Here is a 20,089-nt window from a genome sequence, read left to right on the forward strand (position 1 = left end):
CGCACGGGCCGCCTGAACGGCGTATCCCCGCCCGTGCCGCACAGCGAAGGGGCAAAAGCATATGACCGCCATTGGCCAGGACACGCTCTCCACCCGCACCGCGCTTTCCGCGGGCGGACAGACGGTTCATTATTATTCACTGGCCAAGGCGGCCGATCAGCTGGGCGATGTCAGCCGCCTGCCTTTCTCGATGAAAGTGCTGCTCGAGAATCTGCTGCGCTTCGAGGACGGCGTCACCGTCACCGTCGAGGATATCCAGGCAATCGTCGACTGGCAGAAGGAGCAGCGGTCCAACCGCGAGATCCAGTACCGCCCGGCGCGCGTGCTGATGCAGGATTTCACGGGCGTTCCCTGCGTCGTCGATCTGGCGGCGATGCGCGACGCGATGAACGCGCTGGGCGGCGACGCGCAGAAGATCAATCCGCTGGTCCCTGTCCATCTCGTCATCGACCACTCGGTGATGGTCGACGAGTTCGGCACGCCCAAGGCGTTCGAGGACAATGTCGAGCTGGAATATCAGCGCAACGGCGAGCGCTATGAATTCCTGAAATGGGGTTCGAAGGCGCTCGACAATTTCAAGGTCGTTCCCCCAGGCACCGGCATCTGCCACCAGGTCAATCTGGAGCATATCGCGCAGGCGGTCTGGACCTCGGTCGACGCCTCGGGTGAGACCGTCGCCTATCCCGACACCTGTGTCGGTACCGACAGCCACACCACCATGGTCAACGGCCTGGGCGTGCTCGGCTGGGGCGTGGGCGGCATCGAGGCCGAGGCCGCGATGCTCGGCCAGCCCGTCTCGATGCTCATCCCCGAAGTCGTCGGCTTCAAGCTGATCGGCACGCTGGCCGAAGGCATCACCGCAACCGACCTCGTGCTCACCGTCACCCAGATGCTCCGCGCCAAGGGCGTGGTCGGCCGCTTCGTCGAATTCTTCGGCCCCGGCCTCGATGCGCTGAGCCTCGCCGATCGCGCGACCATCGCCAACATGGCGCCCGAATATGGCGCGACCTGCGGTTTCTTCGGCATCGACGACAAGACGCTCGACTATATGCGCCTGACCGGCCGCAGCGAGGAGCAGATCGCGCTGACCGAGGCCTATGCCAAGGCGCAGGGCATGTGGTGGTCGGCCGATGCGCCCGATCCGGTGTTCACCGACACGCTCGAACTCGACATGGACAGCGTCCGCCCGAGCCTGGCCGGCCCCAAGCGCCCGCAGGACCGCGTCTCGCTCGACGCGGTGGACGAAGTGTTCAACGGCGACCTGTCCAAGGTCTATTCGAAGCAGCGCCCGACACGCGTCGCGGTCGAGGGCCGGGATCATGACATCGGCGACGGCGACGTCGTCATTGCCGCGATCACGAGCTGCACCAACACGTCGAACCCGTCGGTGCTCGTCGCCGCGGGCCTGGTGGCGCGCAAGGCCAATGCGCTGGGCCTGAAGCCCAAGCCCTGGGTCAAGACCTCGCTCGCCCCCGGCAGCCAGGTCGTCACCGACTATCTCGACAAGGCCGGCCTGACCGCCGACCTGAACGCCGTCGGCTTCAACCTGGTCGGCTATGGCTGCACCACCTGCATCGGCAATTCGGGGCCGCTGGCCGCGCCGATCTCCGCCGCGATCAACGGCAACGACATCGTCGCCGCCTCCGTCCTCTCGGGCAATCGCAACTTCGAAGGCCGCGTCTCGCCCGACGTGCGCGCCAACTTCCTCGCCTCGCCGCCGCTCGTCGTCGCCTATGCGCTGAAGGGCACCGTGACCGAGGATATGATCGAAACGCCGATCGGTCAGGGCACCGACGGCCAGGACGTGTTCCTCAAGGATATCTGGCCGAGCAACGCCGAGGTCCGCGAGGTCATGGACGCCAATATCGATCGCGGGATGTTCATGGCGCGCTATGCCCATGTCTTTTCGGGCGACGAGAAGTGGCGCGCGATCGAGGTCGAGGGTTCGGACACCTATAGCTGGCGCGCGGGCAGCACCTATGTCGCCAACCCGCCCTATTTCGAGGGCATGAGCATGACGCCCGCCCCGGTGCAGGACATTATCGAGGCGCGTCCGCTCGCGATCTTCGCCGATTCGATCACCACCGACCACATCTCGCCCGCGGGTAGCATTAAGGCCGACAGCCCGGCCGGCATCTTCCTGCAGGAGCATCAGGTCAGCAAGGCGGACTTCAACAGCTATGGCGCGCGTCGCGGCAACCATGACGTGATGATGCGCGGCACCTTCGCCAATATCCGCATCAAGAACGAGATGCTGCCGGGCGTCGAAGGCGGCTATTCGGCCTATAAGGGCGAGCAGATGGCGATCTACGACGCCGCCATGCGCTACAAGGCCGACGGCACGCCGCTGATCGTCATCGCAGGCAAGGAATATGGCACCGGTTCCAGCCGCGACTGGGCGGCAAAGGGCACCAACCTGCTGGGCGTCCGCGCCGTCATCGCCGAGAGCTTCGAGCGTATCCACCGTTCCAACCTGGTCGGCATGGGCGTGCTGCCGCTGCAGTTCGCCGATGGTGTCGACCGCCAGACGCTGGGTCTGAACGGATCGGAGAGCTTCACGATCGAGAATGTCTCGGCGCTCCGCCCGCGCCAGACCGTCACCGTCAAGCTGACGCGCGCCGACGGCTCGGAGGAAAGCTTCGAGACGCTGTGCCGCATCGATACCGTCAACGAGCTCGACTATTTCCTCAACGGCGGCATCCTGCCCTATGTGCTGAGGAAGCTGGCGGCTTGATTATCGGCCGGCGCGGGGCGATCGCGGGCGGGCTTGCGCTCGCCCTGATCGGCCCCGCCGCCTTCGCACGGGAGGGGACACGCATGTACGGCATGATCGGCAAGATCACCGCGAAACCGGGCCAGCGCGACGCACTGGCCAGACTCCTCCTCTCCGGTTCGGACGAGATGCCGGGCTGCCTCAGCTATATCGTCGCCGAAGACGCGACAAACCCCGACCTGATCTGGGTCAGCGAGGCCTGGGACAGCGAAGCAAGCCACAAGGCATCGCTGGAGATTCCGGCGGTACGCGCTGCGATCACCGAAGCGATGCCACTGATCGCGGGATTCGACACCGCAGCGACGACACGTCCCCTTGGCGGGATCGGGCTGCCTCCCCAAGGCTGACCCTGCGGTGCTAGAGTGCCCCCTTCACCTTTCGGGAGGGGACGGCATTTGAGAAAACCCCAGACGGTCGCCGCGCTGACCGAACTTGGCCGGGTCCGGCTATCGAAATCCTTCTTCATGCGCGATTTCCTGCATTCGGAGATCGCGGCGATCCACGGGATCGCGAACGTGCCGGACGATCCGGATCTCGCCATCGCCGCGGGCACGCGGCTGTGCGAGGAGTTGCTCGAACCGCTGCAGGACGCGTTCGGCCGCATCGCGGTCCGCGGCGCCTATCGCTCGGCCGAAGTGAACGGGCTCGGCAACCGGCTGATGCGCAAAGGCGCCAAGGGTTATAATTGCTCGATGAACGAGGCGAGCGCGGCCGACCATATCTGGGACCGGCGCGATGCGCGCGGCTTCATGGGCGCGACCGCCTGCATCGTCGTTCCCGGCTTCATCGAACGCTTCAACCAGCCCGGCGACTGGACGCGACTCGCCTGGTGGATCCACGACCATCTCGATTATTCGAATCTGTGCTTCTTCCCGATCAACTGGGCGTTCAACATCCAGTGGCACGAGATGCCGGTGCGGCGGATCAACAGCTTCGTCCGTCCGCGCGGCTGCCTGACCAAACCCGGCATGGCCAATCATGACGGCAGTCATGAGGAAGAATGGGCGGGGATATTGCCCTGAGCCTTATTTCCGCTTGGCGGCGCTCCGCTCGCGAACGGCCTTGAATTCGGATCCATCCTTCCAGCCGGGCCAGTGACCCGAACCCGCCAGCTCGACGGCGATGCGGCGAACCAGGTCGATATCCATCACCGCACCGTCGAGATTCCAATCGGGGCTCCAGGCGTCGCAGGGCTGGTGGTAGCATTTTCCGGTATAGTCATCGACCCAGCGCTGCCCCGCGGCACGGCCGCCCGCAACCATGTCCGATGCGCCGGCGAGGCTCATCATCAGCAGCACGGGCACCCCGCGCTTGGCAAAGGGAAAATGATCGGCGCGATAGAACAGCCCGCGTTCGGGCAGGCTTTCCGGCGTGACGGTGCGGTCCTGCGTGGCGGCAAGGCGCGCCAGATCGTCCTCGAGCATCGTCTGACCCTGCCCGACCAGGATGACGTCGCGTGCGCGGCCCGCGGTCTGGAGGACATCGACCGTCAGGTTCGCGACCGTCCGCTCGAGCGGATAGATCGGGTTGGTCGCATAATATTCGGAGCCGAGTAGCCCACGCTCCTCGGCGGTCCAGGCCGCGAAGACCAGGCTGCGCGCGGGCGGCGGGCCGGCCTTGAAGGCGCGCGCGATCTCGAGCAGCGCGGCGATGCCGATGGCGTCGTCATTGGCGCCCGCACGAATCGTCCGCCCCTGTGCGTCGGGCGCGCCGATGCCATAGGCATCCCAATGCGCGCCGAGCATCACCGTCTCGTCGGGCCGCACGGCGCCGGGGATTTTGGCCAGGATATTGCGGCTCTGCACCGTCTCGCGCGTCACGGGAATATCGGCGGAGAAGTCCAGACCGGCCAGCGGCACCGGCCTGAAATCGGCGCGGCGCGCGGCGACGCGCAGCGCCGCCAGATCGAGCCCGGCATCGCGGAACAGCGCCCTCGACGCCTCGCCGCTCAGCCAGCCCTGCAGTCTCAGGCTCGTCACCTTGTCGGCTGGCCGGACAATGTCGTAATTCTCGCCGCCGGCGCTCACCACGACATTCCAGCCATAGCCGACACCCGCCATGTCATGGACGATCAGCGCGCCGATCGCGCCGCGCCGCGCGGCTTCCTCGAACTTGTAGGTCCAGCGCCCATAATAGGTCATGGTCCGCCCGCCGAACTTGCCGACGGCATCCTCACCCGCCGCCGCCTCGAAATCGGGATCGTTGATCAGGAAGACCGCGATCTTGCCCTTGAGATCCGCGCCCTTGAAATCGTCCCAGCCGCGTTCGGGCGCATCGATGCCATAGCCGACAAAGACCAGAGGCGCGCCGTCGACCAGTGCGCGATCCTTCGGCTGGAGCGTGCTGAGATAGATATCCTTCGCCGTGGCGAGCGGACGAAATTGTCCGCCGCGCGTCGTGCCGAGCTTTGCGGGTGTGCCGAGCCGGGTGTGGAGCAGCGGCACCGCCTGGGTCCAGCCGCCATCGCTGCCGCCCGGCTCCAGCCCCAATGCCTTGTAGCGTCCGATCAGATAGTCGACCGTCTTGCCCTCGCCCGGCGATCCGGGGGCACGCCCCTCGAACGCATCGGACGCCAGCGTCTTCACCGTCTCGGTGATCCGCCCCGCATCGATCGGATTGTCCTGCGCAAATGCAGGCATCGGCAGGCACAGCGCAGCGGCAAGGACGAGGCGACGAAACATATGGGCATCTCCTGGAACCGATATTGCCCCAGCCTTAGAGCGATTTGCAGTTCGATGGAATCATCGAACGACTCGAAAATCGCGGTAAAACAAAAGCCTGGAGCATGCTGTGATCCGCTGGAGGTGGATCACGGCATGCTCCAGGTTGCCCGGGAGCGAGAGCAAGCACTGATCCGCCTGCCGCGGCCGTTCAGCCCGAGTGCAGCACCGGCCGCCTAGCCTTCGTCATCCATCGAGGAGACGGCCGTTGATCCGCACCCTGCTCATATTGCTCCCGCTTGCCGCGGCGATGCCGGCATCCGCCCAGACGGCGCGCAATCCCCAGGTCGATTATCCGGGCTTTCGCGAACTCACGCTGAAGGTCGAAACCCAGCGCCGCGACCGGCTGATCGATTTCGCGCGCTTCAAGGCGAAGGCCGCGAAATCCGGTACGCTGATTCTCGACGCGCGTTCGGCCGATGCCTATGCGCGGGGCCATATCGCCGGCGCGGTCAATCTGCCCTTCACCGATTTCACCGCCGAAAGCCTGGCGCAGGCGATCGGCCCCGACCGCGACCGCCCGATCCTGATCTATTGCAACAATAATTTCCGCAACGACAAGCCGCCGGTGATGCTGAAATCGCGTCCGCTCGCGCTCAACATCCAGACCTTCATCAATCTGGTCGGCTATGGCTATGCCAATGTCTGGGAACTGGACGATGTGATCGACTTCAACGATCCCAAGGTCGGTTGGGTAACGACGAGTGGGTGAGTTGAATCGGTGGATCAGTTGGACGGATATCATTCCACGCGCCCCAAAGTCCGTTCGTGTCGAGCCCTCGACTGCCCGCCAGGGCGGGCGCTCAGGATGGACTTCGGCCCATAGGCCGAAGTCGAGACACGTAGCGCGGGCCCCAAATGTCCCTCGACTTCTCCGCTTAGCGGAGAAGCCTGTCCTGAGCGCCTGCCTTGGCAGGCAGTCGAAGGGCTCGGGACAAGCGGTGGGGGTTAGCCGTTAGCGCTACTTACCCAGCCTAATCTCATACAGCACCGGCCAGTTCTTGCCCGTCACGAACAGCCGGTCCTTCTTCCTGTCATAGGCAATGCCGTTGGCGACATCGTCGCGGCCGCGCCGGCCCGAATTGGCCGACAGCGCCGAAACGTCGATCCAGCCCTTCACCTTGCCCGTCACCGGATCGATCCGCGCGATCCGGTCGGTCAGCCAGATATTGGCGAAGACCTCGCCCTTCACCCATTCGAGCTCGTTAAGCCTGGGAACCGGGCGGCCGTCCGCCGTCACCTGGATCCGGCGCTTTTCCTTGAGCGTTTCGGGATCGAGGAATCGCAGGAACGGCGTGCCGTCGCTCATCACGATCTCATGATCGTTGCGCGTCAGCGCCCAGCCTTCGCCGCGATATTTGAACGTGCCGATCTTCCGGAACGTCGCGCGATCCCAGATGAAGCCGATGCCGTGCTGCCAGGTCAGGCTGATCAGCTTGCCCTTCCAGTCGACCAGCCCCTCACCGAAATAGCGCGATTCGATCTCCGCCTCGCGCAGCACCTTGCCGTCTTCCAGCCGCACCTCGCGGACGACCGACTGGCCTTCCATCCCCGTGCTCTCGAACAGCCGCCCGTCGAGATAGAGCAGCCCTTCGGTAAAGGCAGTGGGATCATGGGGGAAGGTAGCGACCACTTCCGGCTGTTCGGTGGGAATAGCCCCCGGCGCCGCACCCAACAGGAAAAGCGGCAGCAGGGCGGCAAGCAATCGTCTCATGCGACCGCATCCGCCAACCAGCCCGGCAGAATCGCGCCCGGCGTCGCGGCCAGCGCCTCGACGCGCAACCGCATCACCGCCATGCCGAGTTCGGGATACCAAGCCATTGCGGCATCGCCCGGATCGGCATCAGCCCGGACCACGGCCAGGCGGCGGTTGACCTTCTGGCGCCAGTTCATCCGCGCGGTATTCTCCTGGCCGACATAGCAGCCCTTGGTGAAGCTGACCCCGTTCAGCTCGGCGGCATTGCATTCCAGCCAGAGCGTCTTGTCCTGCCCCAGTTCGGCCGCGCCCTCGGTGACACCCAGCGACAGGCGATGCGCATGCCAGCCCGTCGCCGGCTCACCCGGCGGCGCGATCCAGCGATGGCCGAGGCCGCCCAGGCGCGGATCCTCCGGCGCCTCGGCCTGAAGAGCCCAATGGACGCCAAGCGATTCGTCGCGCGCGATCACGATCTGGCGGCGCAGGCGATAGAGCGACAGACGGCGGATCAGCGCGTCGGCCTGTTCGGCTTCGCAATCGATCAGCACATCCTCGCCATCGGCCCATAGGATGAAGTCGAACAGCGCCTTGCCCTGCGCGGTCAGCAACCCTGCCCAGGCCGGCAAGGGGCCAGTGGCGTCGTTGGTGACGAGGCCCTGAAGAAAGCCGCGGACATCGTCTCCGGAAAGACGGACCACGGCGCGGTCGCTAAGGGTGGTGCCAGTCATCGCCACTAGTTAAGGACGGTCGCGAAGAATCCCAAGCCGGAGCAACAATGACCGCGACAGAAATTACGCGACTGGAGATCAGGCGCCCCGACGACTGGCATGTCCATCTGCGCGACGGCGAGATGCTTGCCGCCGTCGCCGGCCAGACCGCGCGGCAATTCGCGCGCGCGATCGTGATGCCCAACCTGTCCCCGCCGGTGACGACGGTCGCCGGCGCCGCGGCCTATCGCGAGCGCATCCTGGCGACGCTGCCCGACGACGCGGCGTTCACGCCGCTGATGACCAGCTACCTCACTGACGGCGCCGATCCCGACGAACTGACACGCGGTTTTGCCGAAGGCGTGTTCACTGCCGCCAAGCTCTATCCCGCCCATGCGACGACCAATGCCGCGCATGGCGTGACCGACATCCGCGCCATCTATCCGGCGCTCGAAGCGATGCAACGGATCGGCATGCCCCTGCTCGTCCATGGTGAAGTGACCGACCCCAATATCGACATATTCGACCGTGAGGCCGTCTTTATCGAGCGCACATTGTCGGGGCTGGCGCGCGACTTTCCCGCACTCAAGATCGTGTTCGAGCATATCACGACCGCCGAGGCCGCGGATTTCGTGCTGGGCTCCAGCCCGACGATCGGCGCGACGATCACGCCGCAGCATCTGATCATCAACCGCAACGCGATCTTCGCCGGCGGGATCCGTCCGCATGCCTATTGCCTGCCGATCGCCAAGCGCGAGCATCACCGGCTGGCGTTGCGCCGTGCGGCGGTATCGGGCTCACCCAAATTCTTCCTGGGCACCGACAGCGCACCGCACGCGATCGACCGCAAGGAAGCCGCCTGCGGCTGTGCCGGCATCTTCAACGCGCCCTTCGCGCTCGAAAGCTATGTCGGCGTATTCGACGAGGAAGGCGCGCTCGACCGTTTCGAAGCATTCGCTTCGGAGAATGGGCCGCGTTTCTACGGCCTGCCGCTCAACGAGGATCGCGTGGTGCTGGAGAAAGCCCCGGTAACGGTACCGGAGACCGTCGGCACCGGCGCGACATCGCTGGTGCCCTTCCATGCCGGCGAAACGCTTTCATGGCGTTTCGCAGGACGGGTCGGTTGATCCTCAGAAGGGGATCCAGCGTCCCTTCTCGCTGAACTTCATATAACCGATATTGGCGCCGAGCCTCAGGCCGGCGCCAAGACGGATCGGGATCAGCACGACGTCGCCGCGGCGCAGATAGCTCGCGGTGAAGCCGCCGACGAAATAGGCGGTGCCTTCGCCCTGCGGATAGCGGCGATAGAGTTCCTGGCTGTCATAGAGATTGTAGACCAGCACGAAGCTCTTGGATGCGTTGCCGCCCATGTCGAAACCGATCGACGGGCCGGTCCAATAGACCTTGCGTTCGCCCTCCACCTTGTGATGGAGCATGCCCGATCCGTAGCGGACCCCGACGACGATCGCGCCCGAGGCCTCCGAACCGGTGATATAGGCGTTGGGCTCACCCTGATCCTTCAGGATATCCTCGATGATCTTGGCGAGGCCCTGGGCCCCGCGACCGAACACACCCTCCGCGGCGCCGATCAGATCGCCCCTCTGGAAGGTATTGGGCTGTCCCGCCATCGGAGCCGCCGTTGCGGCCGATGCGGATGCCGACGCCGGCTCGGCGACCGAATCAGCGGGGAAATTGGCCTGCGACGACGCGGCTGGCGCAGTATCGCTCGGCATCTGAGTCTGCTGATCGGGCGGCAGCAGATCGGCATCGATCGCCTCGTTGGGATCGACGTCGCGCACCTGCGCAACGGCGGGCACCGCTGCAAACGAGAAGGCCGCGGCAACGATGATCGTGCGCGCGAACAGGGTCTTCAACATCTTCTACCCCCGGAACTATGCATTTCGCAGGTTATCGCCTGATCGCATGAGCCTGCAATGAACGGGCGGCGAAGCGAGTCGATCACGCGCCCACCCGAGTCGGAACCCACGGCATGTCCATCGAAAAACTTCTCAGTCCCCCAGTTGATCACCGTACGCCCCCCCGCTATAGCCGCGCTTCGCTGCTGCTTCGGAGACGTGGGTGAGTGGCTGAAACCAACGGTTTGCTAAACCGTCGTATGGAGAATTCCGTACCGAGGGTTCGAATCCCTCCGTCTCCGCCAGCCAGTCGGCATGATTTCCGTAAATGAGAGAATCGCCGCCAGAACGGCGCAGTTCTGCGCCGTTCGCGGCATGATCCCGTAGCGGGAGAATCCCTTTTGGGGCTCTCAGAGGCGTTTTCTCCCGCTCTTTCTCCGCAGCCATTCCACTACTACGGAATCGCGTTTTCGCCATAAATCGGACGGTCCCGCACCGGGCTCCGATCCATATTTGTCGCCCGTTTGGGTGTGTGAGCTTTTGCGCCCGGATCTCCCGTATATATGGGAGTCTATGGGATAAACCGTTCAAAACGGCCGAGTTCGCCCCATCATCGCGGACTTTATCGCCCGATAATCATGCACTTACACCCAAACTCCCATTGGCCGGAAATGGGAGTTTCTGGACCAAAAATGGGCGACCAATTCGAGCCTATGGGAGAGGCCCCACGCTGGCTGGCTAACGCCCCCGTGTCCACAAATGCCGGCGCTCCAAAAGCTCCCATATGTGGTTCCGAGATCGTTTTGACGAACACTTGGTTGCATATATAATACTGAGTTTTCAATTACTTATGATCACTCTTTGCTTGACGACAGCCTCCCGGAGCGAGATGATCCGGCCTAGGCCCGGGCAACGGACTGGGTCCCTGGAGAGGCGTTTCAACCGGGCGGCACCGCGTCGCGGCAGCCGCGCTTCGCAGCGGGGTCCTCTATGACCGTAAGTATCCGACAGCGGAGTCGCTTCACCGATGCGGCTCCATGTCATCACGCAACACCATTGACCCAGGCTCACGTTCAGCCGGGCCAACCAGAGCTTCAGATCCGGCAGGTCGCGCTCGCTTCGCTGAAGCCGCCGCCACGCAAAGCGCGCAAATACTCCGCGAAGCACCTCGCACAGTTAGAGGCGAGCATTCGGCAGCGCGGCTTCATCGTTCCGATAATCGTCGACGAGGCGATGGGGATCGTGTGCGGGGTCGCGCGATATCTCGCGGCGAAGGCGCTCAAGCTTCAGACCGTTCCGGTCATTCCGATCGGGCACCTCACGCCCGATCAGCTTCGCGCATTCAGGATCGCGGACAACAAGCTGGCCGAGGGCGGCGAATGGGATCTTCCCGAGCTCGCGGTCGAGCTGTCCGAGCTGATGCTTTCGGACGAACTGGAGATTGAGCTGACCGGGTTCAGTACGGTCGAGATCGATTCGATCCTGCTGGGTTCGGACAAGCCGGGCACGCAATCCGAGACGGAGGAGATCGAGGAACCGGACGAGACACCGGCGATCTCGAGGGTGGGTGATGTCTGGATCATCGGCGATCACCGCATGATCTGCGGCGATGCCATGGAGCCGTCGGTCTATGAGCGGTTGATGGGCGGCGAGCTCGCGCGCGCCATATTCGCGGACTTTCCCTACAATGTCGCCATCGCCAATAATGTAAGCGGTCTGGGAAGAGTCAAACATTCCGAGTTCGTCATGGCATCGGGAGAGCTGTCCCGCCCCGAGTTCGTCCGTTTCCTGAGCGACATCATGGCACAGCTGGTGGCATTTTCGATGCCCGGCTCTATCCATTTCGGCTGCATGGACTGGCGTCATCAGCTGGAGATGATGCAGGCGGGCGAGGCGAACTACACCGCGCTCAAGAACCTGCTCATATGGGTGAAGGACAATGGCGGTTTAGGAAATTTTTTCCGGAGCCGGCACGAGCTCATATACGCCTGGAAGGTTGGCAAGGCACCGCATGTGAACAATTTCGGTCTTGGCGAGACCGGGCGGTACCGAACCAACGTCCTTGAATACCCCGGATGCAATACCTTCCGCAAGGGGAGGAAGGAAGATCTCGAAGCGCACAGTACGGTCAAGCCGACCCCGCTGGTCGCAGACCTGATCCGCGACGTCACCAACCCGGGTGAGATTGTACTCGATCCCTGCACGGGCTCAGGCACGACCATTCTCGCGGCCGAGCGGACAAAGCGGCGCGCCCGCTGCATCGAGCTCGATCCCAAATATGTCGACGTCACCATCCGCCGCTGCGCGGCGCGGCTGGGACTGGAGGCCGTCCACGAAGAGACCGGCCTGACCTTCGACGCGCTGGCAGACTCACGCGCCGACGCCGTTTCCACAGATTGCGAAGAGGAGCGGGAAGCATGAGCACGCCCAATATACGCAAGCGCCACCGGACCTGGTCGCCGGCCACCCCGATTGCCCCCGCTCCATCATCAGCCGCCGAGCCGCCCGTCGGATCGACGACCGAATCTCGGGCACCCGATGCGGGCGAGAACGGAGAGGTCACTCGCGTCGGCCACTGCCGCCCTCCGGTCAGCAGGAGGTTCGGACAACCCGGCGGCAACAGGCCGGGCCGCAAAAAAGGATCGAAGAACCGTCGGACGATCTTCAACGAGGAGATGAGTGCCTCGGTAAACGTGAATGGCAAGATGATCGAGAAATGCCGTCTCGGGATGCGGCAGCTCGCCAATGGCATGGCTAAGGGCGACCCGAAGTTTCTTGTGGCCGGACTGAAGCTGGCGATGGAGCTTGATCCGGCGAAGGACGCGCCGCCTGACGCCGTAGAGGTACCGCTCGATACGCATGAACGCTCGGTTTTTGACATCATGAAAGAGATGTTCGGCGCAGGCGGTCCAACCGCTCTGCGCGCCGACGGCAGCCCCGCTGACAAAGGAGGCGACGATGAATAATCATCCAACCGAGCGAGAGCTCTTCGATCAATTGCAGCGCGAATGCCTTTACGCGTTCGCTCTCTCATATTTCCAGCTGGTCGCCGGCAATCGCCAATATCGCCGGGCGCTTCATGTCGAGGCGATGTGCGTAGCGCTGGAAAGCGCGGCGCGCGGGGAGACCAGGCGGCTGATTATCACCGTGCCGCCCCGCTATCTCAAATCGTACACGATCGCGATCGCGTTCGTCGCCTGGGTCCTGGGCAAGGACCCGACCAAGAAAGTGATGGTTGCGAGCTATGGCGCGGATCTCGCCGAGGAACACGCCAACGGGTTCCGCCGGATTGTTCAAAGTGCCACATTCAAACAGATGTTTCCCGGCTTCAGGATCCGGTCGGACACCAGCGACGAGACGTCCACGACACAGGGGGGCGGACGCAAGGCGATCTCGGTGGGCGGCGCCGCCACCGGTCATGGTGCGGACATCCTGATCATCGACGACCTGCTGAAGGCGGGCGATGCCTTGTCCGAGCTTCTGCGCACCAAGGCAAACGACTTCTTCGACACGTCGCTGTTCACGCGCCTCAACGTCAAGGAGGACGCCGTGGTCATCGTTCTCCAGCAGCGACTGCACGAGGACGACCTCGTTGGCCATCTGCTCGAACAGGGCGGTTGGGTCCATATGAACATGCCCGCCATCGCCGATCGCAAGGCGAGATTCCCCCTTTATCTGGGCCGGACGTTCGTCCGCGAGCCGGGCGATCTGCTCGCGCCGGGCCTCGAGGGTCATGTAGCGCTCGAAGAGGCGCGGGTCCGGCTCGGCCGAACCGCCTATCAGGCGCAGTATCTGCTCGACCCGATCCCGCCGGACGGCAACATCATCAGCTGGAGCTGGTTCAACCGATACGAGTATGCGCTCGATCGGGAGGATTATGACTGTGTGGTCCAGTCGTGGGATACGGCCACCAGTGACGACCCGGACGCGGCTTACTCGGTCTGCATGACCTTCGGCCATGATCAGGGGGTCTGGGATCTGCTCGACATCTACCGGGGGCGGGTGAAGTTTCCGGTGCTTTGCCGCAAGGCGATGCAGCTCTATAAAGACTGGCGGCCCGATCGCGTCCTGGTCGAGGACGCCAGTTCGGGCCGGCAGCTCAGCCAGACGCTGATCGAACAGCTCGGCGAGGGCCGCCGCCGGATCATCCCCTACCCTTCGCCGCTCATCGGGAAGGAGGACCGGCTGGATCTCCAGAGCATCAAGATCGAGCGCGGAGATATCTCGCTCCCCAACGAGGCGCCCTGGCTCGATGGATTCAAGAACGAGCTGATGCGGTTTCCGCTGGGCAGGTTCAAGGATCAGGTCGATGCGCTGACCCAGTTCCTGGAATGGACGTCGGGTCCACAGGGACGGAGCGTGCGTCCACGGGATCCGGTAACCGGCGAGCCCGGGAGCGCCATGCGGCCGCGGGGCGGCAACTATAATCGTCGGTTCCAGTCACGGCTTGTCGACCGTTATGGCGACGGTCGCGAGGTGGTCCGCATGGGCTGATCCGGGCCGGATCCATCCAGTATCGGGAGCGACAGCTCCACCCGATACCCCGCCAGCATGGTCGCCACGACCGCTGGCGGGGTAATTTGTTTGAGCGGAGCGTCGGGCAGCAGGGCCGGCTCGTATCCGGCGAACGACCATTTCCACCAGCTGCCAACGCGCCACATCCAGACGCCCGCGCGATTCGCGTCGGTCACCATGATGCCGTCGACCAGCGTCTCCTGATCGAATCGCGATAGACGCCCCCGCTCGGCTACAAGCACCGCATCGACCTCCGCCACCCTTGGTGCCTGCGCCAGGCCATGCGCCTTCTGCCATGCCCGCCTGAATGCCTGCCAGCGCTCGAGCCGGCACGATGCGCAGGGCCGATGCCCCGCCGCCAGCGCGGTCGCCTCATCCGGAAAGAACAGCTCGGTATAGAAGCCCGGCCGCATCAGCTGGCGCCTGATGCCAGGCCAGCGTGGCAGGCAGGTGATCCAGGCTTTCTGCGCGGACTGCCGTACGATCCTGCGATTGGCGTCGTGCAGGCAGCCGCGATTGCCCATGAACATACCGCGTTCGGTTGTGGCGACGATCTCACCGAACGGATTCACCCGATTGCGCAGCGGCGGCTTTGATATCTCAGGCATCGACGCGGGCAAGCAGGCGTGGGCGCAGGCTGTTGGCGAACTGGTTGGCGGCGCGCGCGAGCAGGTCGATCTGACGGTCTTCTTCAGCCTCGTTCCATGGTGCTGGCGAGTGCCATTCGATGGCAATCGATGCCTGATCGCTCTTCTGCTCCCAGACCGGTCCTGACAGCCCTGCTTCGTCGAACTCCTGGTCGATAGCTTCGCGGTCTGCGCTGAGTCGCTCATAGAGGGCGAACCCTTCGGCCCCCTTCAGGCCAAGAAACGCACCGACCTTCTTCTGCGGGATACTGCGCCACACTGTGACATGCACATCGCCCGGCAGATCCATGCGCATCCAGTTGAGCCCGGCCGGGCGCGGCGGGGTCTGGCCGGGATCGTCGAGCTGGAGCCGGGCAAGAAAGCGATCGGAGAAGTCGCGCCATTGCTGGAGCATCTCGGGATCGGCTTTGGTGCCGCTCGCGCGGGGCCGGGTCTCTGGTTCGGGTTCGATCGACGATACGCTGACACCGACCGCTTCGTTGCGGATGACCATGCGTTCGATATTGGTGGTCCTGGCCAGCACCCGCGGCTGGACCACGACCTGCTCGCGGTCCTCGCTGTCGGTGAAGCGATATTGCGCCATCTCGATCAGGCCAAAGGAGAAAGCCAGCGCCCCATGCGCGGTCAGATATTCGCCGAGGCGCGAGGTACCTTCGGTGATGCCGTCGCCGACGATCAGCAGCATGAAGCGGCCGGCCGCCAGATCGCGCGAGACCTGATCGACCAGCCGGGCCTCATCAATGATGGCACCGCTGTCGCGCACCAGTTCATAGAGGACATTGCCCGGTCGCTTCGTCGCGCTCGATATCTGGCGCTGGAGGTCCTCGTATGAGAAGTTGGCGAGTTCGCGGGCATAGTCGAGGATCTGGCCGACGACCTCACGCCGTGCCTGCGGGTTCCGCCACAGCTTGCATTCGACGATCACCAGCCGGCCCTTGTCGTCGACCAGCAGCGCGTCGATGCGGCCGACGCCGGGAATGACCAGTTCTTTCGCGACCGCGATCAGGCTGCCGAAACCCGGATCGATGTCGCGCACGGGCAGCATATCGGGATGGGCGAAGAGCAGGTCACGCAGGGTGTCCTCGCGATTGGCGACACCTTCGGGCTCGCGCGCGACGATCTGCGGGGGACCGGCGGGGTTGAGGATGACGAGGTTGCTCATGACGGGTTCGCCACCGGCACCGTGGGAGCCGCTTCGCCCAGCTTGGCCTTCTCGATCTCGATCGTGCGGCCGTCGCCCAGCGTGAACCGACCTTTGCCCGTGGTCGCGGTCAAAAGCTGCGAAACCACCGACTCGTTCATGCCCTTCAATGTGACGCCATTCAGCTGGACGATCGTCATGCCGGGCGTGAGCCCCGCCAGCGACGCCGGTCCTCCCGGGTCGACCGCTGAGACACGGGTGCCATCGGCCGCAACAGATACGGTGAAGCCGAAGCCCGAGGGCGGCTTGTTGTTCGCCGACATCCCGGATGCGAGCGGGAGGCCGATACGCTTGCAGGCGTCGGGTATCGTTGACCATTCACTCTGTTCGACCACGAAGTCGATGACGGCGTCATTGTCGATGATGACGGCGAACTGGCGACGTCCGACATAGCCCCCGAAGCCGTTGCGGGCATTGACATAGCCGCAGCTCACATAGCCATATTTCTTGCCCGCCAGCGAGGTCTTGAACCAATCCGCCTTGTACCCGTTGGGCCATTCGAACCGGGCGCTCTCGGGATCGAGAAGCTTCGTGCGGATCGCCTGCTCGCCCAGTTCCCTGTAGCGGCCCCAGTCCGGGGCCGGACCGTATTGATAAGGCGGCTCGGGTGCTTTCTTCGCCTCCGCCGGCATGGCGGTGAGTGCAGCCAGCGGGATTGCGCAGGCGCTGGTCCAGCGCCGCGCGCGTGTCGATAGGAACTTCATGACGTCTCCCCAATCGGGCGACGTCCTTGGCTCGGGCCTCTTTCGTCGCGCCTATGTCCTCTCGGAGCGACGGCCGAAGCCGGATGTTCGAAACCTGAAGGAGTCCTACAGGCGCATGCGCCTTTACCGTTGCCGGCTGGACATACGCGCATGCCACCCGGCCGATAAATCGACCGAGGTGACTCCTTTTGAGGTTTCGACGCCCCACCTCCCGGCTTTCACGGGAGGCGGGGTCAGATTGCTCGGTTCGGTGTGGAAGACAAGTCTTTTAGGTGCCGGTGCACGGCGACAGGTCGCTGAAACAGGATAGCCACCTCTGGTTATTTGGTCCGCTTTGGATCAAAGTCGTTCCAAACGAATTTGTGGGGAGGCAGACCATGTCCGACACCGAGAATAATGCAGAGGCCGGAGCTCGCAGCATCGGTGCGGTCGCGCTCGCCGCCGATCTGACCATGGCCTGGCTCTCCAATCCCAACACCAGGGCCGGCGCCGAGGATGTGCCCAGCTTCCTCAAAGCTATGCATGGCGCGGTGGTCGATCTGGCCGCCTCACAAGCGCCCGCGCCTGTAGCCGCTGAAGCCGCGCCCGAATTTACCGCCGCGGTGACGGTGCGGAAATCGCTGGGGTCGAAAGATCACATCATCTCGATGATCGATGGCAAGCCTTATCGTACCTTGCGTCGTCATCTGAGCAGCAATGGCCTGACGCCTGAGGAGTATCGTGTGCGCTACAATCTGAAACCCGATTATCCGATGGTGGCGGAGAGCTATTCGGAAGCGCGCCGGGCCATGGCCAAGAAGATCGGGCTGGGTCACAAGCCTGCACAGAAACCGGCAGCGCCGATGAAGGTTGCATCCAAGACTGCGGCGTCGACGGCCAGTGCTCCCAAATCCGTCAAACCGACGAGGCGAAAGCTCGGAATAGTTTGAGCGGGGATGCCTGGTCGGCTGAGTGATCGTATCGACGATCACTCAGTCATGTTCTTTCTGCATCGCTCCCAAACTTGACGCAGAATGGCAATTTGTGGGCCGGTTCCAAGCTGGCAGCTTTAGAGAATTTGGAGGCTTGAAGCAGACGCTCGCGCTGATTGGCCTTGGATGAGTAGCGCCGATGATCAACCTTTCCCAAGGCACGCAAGTGCGTCAGAAATAATCGCGGAAAATGGGGGTGAGCATGGCGCAGCAGCGAAACATTATGTTGAAGTGGCCGGCTGTCCTGTTGAAGTTTCTGGAAGGACTGCCCGACGACATAGAAGCGGATGTTCGGGCTTATCGAAACGAATCCGGTTTGAGCCTGTCCAGCGCAAAGTGGCCCGCGCCTTTCGCGCCGGCGAACTGTTTGTGCGGGTCCGCGACTTGGTTTGACGCCATCTAGCGGTTTGAATTCAGTCCATTTTGGCTGAATTGGACCAGACCTCGCTTCCAGCATTTTCGTGACACTTAGCCGCCGCAGGGGATAACGTCCGCCCAAGGTCGGGGAGGACCATGAAATGCGCGTCAGCAGAGTCGTCATCAGAAACGTTCGGGCGATTGAATTCGTCGACGTACCCTTGGCGGAGTCCACCACACTCGTCATTGGCGAGAACAACACCGGCAAATCGTCCTTCATCCATGCGATCCGTCTTTGCCTCGATGTGGGGCTCTCTTCCGCCTATCGATCGCTAACGAAGGAAGATATTTATTGCACCGTCGATCAGACGCAGCCGTTTCAGGCTTTCGTTGGCGTCGAGTTCACCGGCTTTCAGGGCAATGAAAACGAGGAAGCGCTCCTTCAAGGGACGCAGATCGAGCCCAACCGTGCACGGATCTTCTATCGGTTTCGCCCCAAGCGCGCGATCCGTGACCTGATCGCGCGGCAAGCGCTGGGCCACCCGCTGACCTTGGACGATTTTAGCTGGGAGCTATTCGGCGGTGGCAACCCGGCGATCGACCTGACGCACATCGCGTGGAACCATGAGAACGACGAGTTGGGGGCGACCTCAGTCGGCCTACAATATCTACAATCTTACCTCGTCGTGTTCCTGCCAGCCCTACGCGACGTAGAAGGGGATTTGCAGCAGCCACGCCGATCCCCGTTGCTTCGCCTCGTGGAGGCCAGTGACATTGCCGTCGTCGAGCAGCAGACAATCGTTGATGCGGTTCGCAACGCGAACAACCTCATTGAGGCGACGCCGACAGTGAGGGCAATCGCGCAATCCATCGATCGGGCGTTCACCGAAGTCACCGGACCAGCGTTCGATCTTGGAATTGAGCTGGGCCTTTCGGCCCCCTCATTTCAATCGATCATCCGCAACCTGATCGTGCTGTTGTCGAACCCGGTCGTGAGCCAGTTCGAGCCTCGCCGGAACGGCCTGGGGCTAAATAACATTCTCTACATCGCCATCCTGATTGAGCAGTTCCGCAAGCGCGCAGCAGCCGGAAAGTCGGCCGGTGAACTGATCCTTGTGGAAGAGCCCGAAGCGCACCTTCATCCGCAACTTCAGGCGACGTTGATGGACGCCATTCGCGGACTGCCGTTCCAGACGATCGCGACCACGCACAGTACGCAGGTCACGGCAGGTGCGCCCTTGTCGTCCTATGTCGTGCTGACACAGCGACCGGGGCAGTCATCGCTCGCAGCGGTCCCCAGCCGCGCGCCCAACCTCACCGAAAACGACCGCCACGACCTGGAGCGGTATCTGGATGCCACGAAGTCAAACCTACTGTTTGCCCGGCGCGTGATGCTCGTTGAAGGCGCAGCAGAACTGATCCTCCTACCGTCGCTCGTGAAGCAGGTGATGGGCGTTGACCTTGAACGAGAAGGCATATCCGTTGTCGCCGTGCATGGTGTCCATTTCGGCCCGTTCTCGCGGCTGTTCGCAGAAGGCTGCTTACCCAAGAAATGCGCCATCGTTGGCGACGCTGATCAGCCGGAAGCAGTCCCGGAAGGTGACGACGTGCCGATCCGACCGAACTTGGCCGAACTCGTAGGCCCGTATGTTCGCGTATATGTCGGCGCGACGACATTCGAGCGCGAAATCACGCTCGAGCAGAATCTGGGAATGCTCATTGCGACGGCGGCCGATCTGGGCGCGCCACGCATTCGCGGTGATCTGGAAACGCAGCAACTTCTCGGTGGCGCCGTGACCGAAGCCATCAAAGACAAGGTGCTACGGACGGCAAAGCGTTTCGGGAAAGGCCGCTTCGCTCAGGTCGCCAATCGCCACGTGGCTCAGGCGGGCGCACTTCCTCAATACATCATCGACGCCGTGAACTGGCTACGGGAGTAAGT

General features: G+C 63.4%; 18 protein-coding genes and 1 tRNA gene. 11 read left to right on the forward strand and 8 right to left on the reverse strand.

What is annotated here, in order from left to right; genetic code table 11:
- The first annotated feature begins 61 nt into the window (after positions 1-61).
- Genes acnA through AC3WN8_RS14485 form a run of 3 tightly spaced genes read left to right on the forward strand, consistent with a single transcriptional unit; the run spans position 62 to position 3,795 of the window.
- Entirely contained in the window at positions 62-2,734 is a 2,673-nt protein-coding gene (acnA, locus tag AC3WN8_RS14475; protein ID WP_492670146.1) for an aconitate hydratase AcnA, read from the forward strand.
- Positions 2,731-3,120, forward strand: coding sequence for a putative quinol monooxygenase (locus AC3WN8_RS14480; RefSeq protein WP_492670147.1), 390 nt, complete (start codon positions 2,731-2,733; stop codon positions 3,118-3,120). Before acnA ends, AC3WN8_RS14480 begins: the two co-directional genes overlap by 4 nt.
- Before the next feature lie 48 nt (positions 3,121-3,168).
- Positions 3,169-3,795 (forward strand): hypothetical protein, encoded by a 627-nt coding sequence (locus tag AC3WN8_RS14485; RefSeq protein WP_492670148.1) that lies wholly within the window; start codon positions 3,169-3,171, stop codon positions 3,793-3,795.
- Between the two features lie 3 nt (positions 3,796-3,798).
- Here AC3WN8_RS14485 and AC3WN8_RS14490 read toward each other — a convergent pair whose 3' ends face one another.
- Positions 3,799-5,454: a M28 family metallopeptidase gene (locus tag AC3WN8_RS14490; protein WP_492670149.1), complete on the reverse strand. Its 1,656-nt coding sequence runs from the start codon at positions 5,452-5,454 to the stop codon at positions 3,799-3,801.
- A gap of 247 nt (positions 5,455-5,701) precedes the next feature.
- Here AC3WN8_RS14490 and AC3WN8_RS14495 point away from each other — a divergent pair, with 247 nt between their 5' ends.
- A complete protein-coding gene (locus AC3WN8_RS14495) occupies positions 5,702-6,205 on the forward strand; it encodes a rhodanese-like domain-containing protein (RefSeq protein ID WP_492670150.1) in 504 nt (167 codons plus the stop codon).
- Between the two features lie 249 nt (positions 6,206-6,454).
- Here AC3WN8_RS14495 and AC3WN8_RS14500 read toward each other — a convergent pair whose 3' ends face one another.
- Together AC3WN8_RS14500 and ygfZ are read right to left on the reverse strand one after the other, a co-directional pair.
- Positions 6,455-7,207 carry a glutaminyl-peptide cyclotransferase gene (locus tag AC3WN8_RS14500; protein WP_492670151.1) on the reverse strand — a complete coding sequence of 251 codons (753 nt, stop codon included), beginning with the start codon at positions 7,205-7,207 and terminating at the stop codon, positions 6,455-6,457.
- On the reverse strand, positions 7,204-7,917 hold the full coding sequence (ygfZ, locus tag AC3WN8_RS14505; RefSeq protein ID WP_492670152.1) for a CAF17-like 4Fe-4S cluster assembly/insertion protein YgfZ: 714 nt from the start codon (positions 7,915-7,917) through the stop codon (positions 7,204-7,206). Before ygfZ ends, AC3WN8_RS14500 begins: the two co-directional genes overlap by 4 nt.
- A 47-nt stretch (positions 7,918-7,964) precedes the next feature.
- On the opposite strand from ygfZ, the gene pyrC reads away from it, so the two are divergent.
- Positions 7,965-9,023, forward strand: coding sequence for a dihydroorotase (gene pyrC / locus AC3WN8_RS14510; RefSeq protein ID WP_492670153.1), 1,059 nt, complete (start codon positions 7,965-7,967; stop codon positions 9,021-9,023).
- A gap of 3 nt (positions 9,024-9,026) precedes the next feature.
- On the opposite strand, the gene AC3WN8_RS14515 is transcribed toward pyrC, so the two are convergent.
- Positions 9,027-9,773, reverse strand: a complete 747-nt coding sequence (locus tag AC3WN8_RS14515) for a DUF1134 domain-containing protein (protein ID WP_492670154.1) — start codon at positions 9,771-9,773, stop codon at positions 9,027-9,029.
- 192 nt (positions 9,774-9,965) lie between these two features.
- Here AC3WN8_RS14515 and AC3WN8_RS14520 point away from each other — a divergent pair.
- The 4 genes from AC3WN8_RS14520 (at position 9,966) to AC3WN8_RS14535 (ending at position 14,246) form a co-directional block, all read left to right on the forward strand.
- A tRNA-Ser gene (locus AC3WN8_RS14520) sits at positions 9,966-10,057 on the forward strand.
- Positions 10,058-10,742: 685 nt separating this feature from the next.
- Positions 10,743-12,173: a site-specific DNA-methyltransferase gene (locus AC3WN8_RS14525; RefSeq protein ID WP_492670155.1), complete on the forward strand. Its 1,431-nt coding sequence runs from the start codon at positions 10,743-10,745 to the stop codon at positions 12,171-12,173.
- The gene (locus AC3WN8_RS14530) at positions 12,170-12,718 is read left to right on the forward strand and encodes a hypothetical protein (protein WP_492670156.1); all 549 of its coding nucleotides are present in this window, start codon (positions 12,170-12,172) and stop codon (positions 12,716-12,718) included. Before AC3WN8_RS14525 ends, AC3WN8_RS14530 begins: the two co-directional genes overlap by 4 nt.
- Positions 12,711-14,246, forward strand: coding sequence for a phage terminase large subunit family protein (locus tag AC3WN8_RS14535; RefSeq protein WP_492670157.1), 1,536 nt, complete (start codon positions 12,711-12,713; stop codon positions 14,244-14,246). The genes AC3WN8_RS14530 and AC3WN8_RS14535 overlap by 8 nt, the downstream gene beginning before the upstream one ends.
- Here the strand turns inward: AC3WN8_RS14535 and AC3WN8_RS14540 are convergent.
- From AC3WN8_RS14540 to AC3WN8_RS14550, 3 genes are read right to left on the reverse strand one after another with little or no spacing between them, the layout of a single operon-like run.
- Positions 14,210-14,875, reverse strand: a complete 666-nt coding sequence (locus tag AC3WN8_RS14540; RefSeq protein WP_492670158.1) for a hypothetical protein — start codon at positions 14,873-14,875, stop codon at positions 14,210-14,212. The two genes, AC3WN8_RS14535 and AC3WN8_RS14540, sit on opposite strands and share 37 nt — an antisense overlap.
- Complete coding sequence (locus AC3WN8_RS14545) at positions 14,868-16,076, reverse strand: hypothetical protein (protein WP_492670159.1); 1,209 nt, start codon at positions 16,074-16,076, stop codon at positions 14,868-14,870. The genes AC3WN8_RS14540 and AC3WN8_RS14545 overlap by 8 nt, the downstream gene beginning before the upstream one ends.
- Positions 16,073-16,819 carry a PDZ domain-containing protein gene (locus AC3WN8_RS14550; RefSeq protein ID WP_492670160.1) on the reverse strand — a complete coding sequence of 249 codons (747 nt, stop codon included), beginning with the start codon at positions 16,817-16,819 and terminating at the stop codon, positions 16,073-16,075. The genes AC3WN8_RS14545 and AC3WN8_RS14550 overlap by 4 nt, the downstream gene beginning before the upstream one ends.
- Positions 16,820-17,196: 377 nt before the next feature.
- On the opposite strand from AC3WN8_RS14550, the gene AC3WN8_RS14555 reads away from it, so the two are divergent.
- On the forward strand, positions 17,197-17,748 hold the full coding sequence (locus AC3WN8_RS14555) for a Ros/MucR family transcriptional regulator (protein ID WP_492670161.1): 552 nt from the start codon (positions 17,197-17,199) through the stop codon (positions 17,746-17,748).
- A gap of 46 nt (positions 17,749-17,794) precedes the next feature.
- Here the strand turns inward: AC3WN8_RS14555 and AC3WN8_RS14560 are convergent, their stop codons facing one another.
- Positions 17,795-18,331: a hypothetical protein gene (locus tag AC3WN8_RS14560; RefSeq protein WP_492670162.1), complete on the reverse strand. Its 537-nt coding sequence runs from the start codon at positions 18,329-18,331 to the stop codon at positions 17,795-17,797.
- Between AC3WN8_RS14560 and AC3WN8_RS14565 the strand changes: the two genes are divergently transcribed.
- Positions 18,309-20,087, forward strand: coding sequence for an ATP-dependent nuclease (locus AC3WN8_RS14565; protein ID WP_492670163.1), 1,779 nt, complete (start codon positions 18,309-18,311; stop codon positions 20,085-20,087). The two genes, AC3WN8_RS14560 and AC3WN8_RS14565, sit on opposite strands and share 23 nt — an antisense overlap.
- Positions 20,088-20,089: the final 2 nt, after the last annotated feature.

This window comes from Sphingobium sp. FW305-3-2-15-F-TSA7 (genome assembly GCF_058787155.1).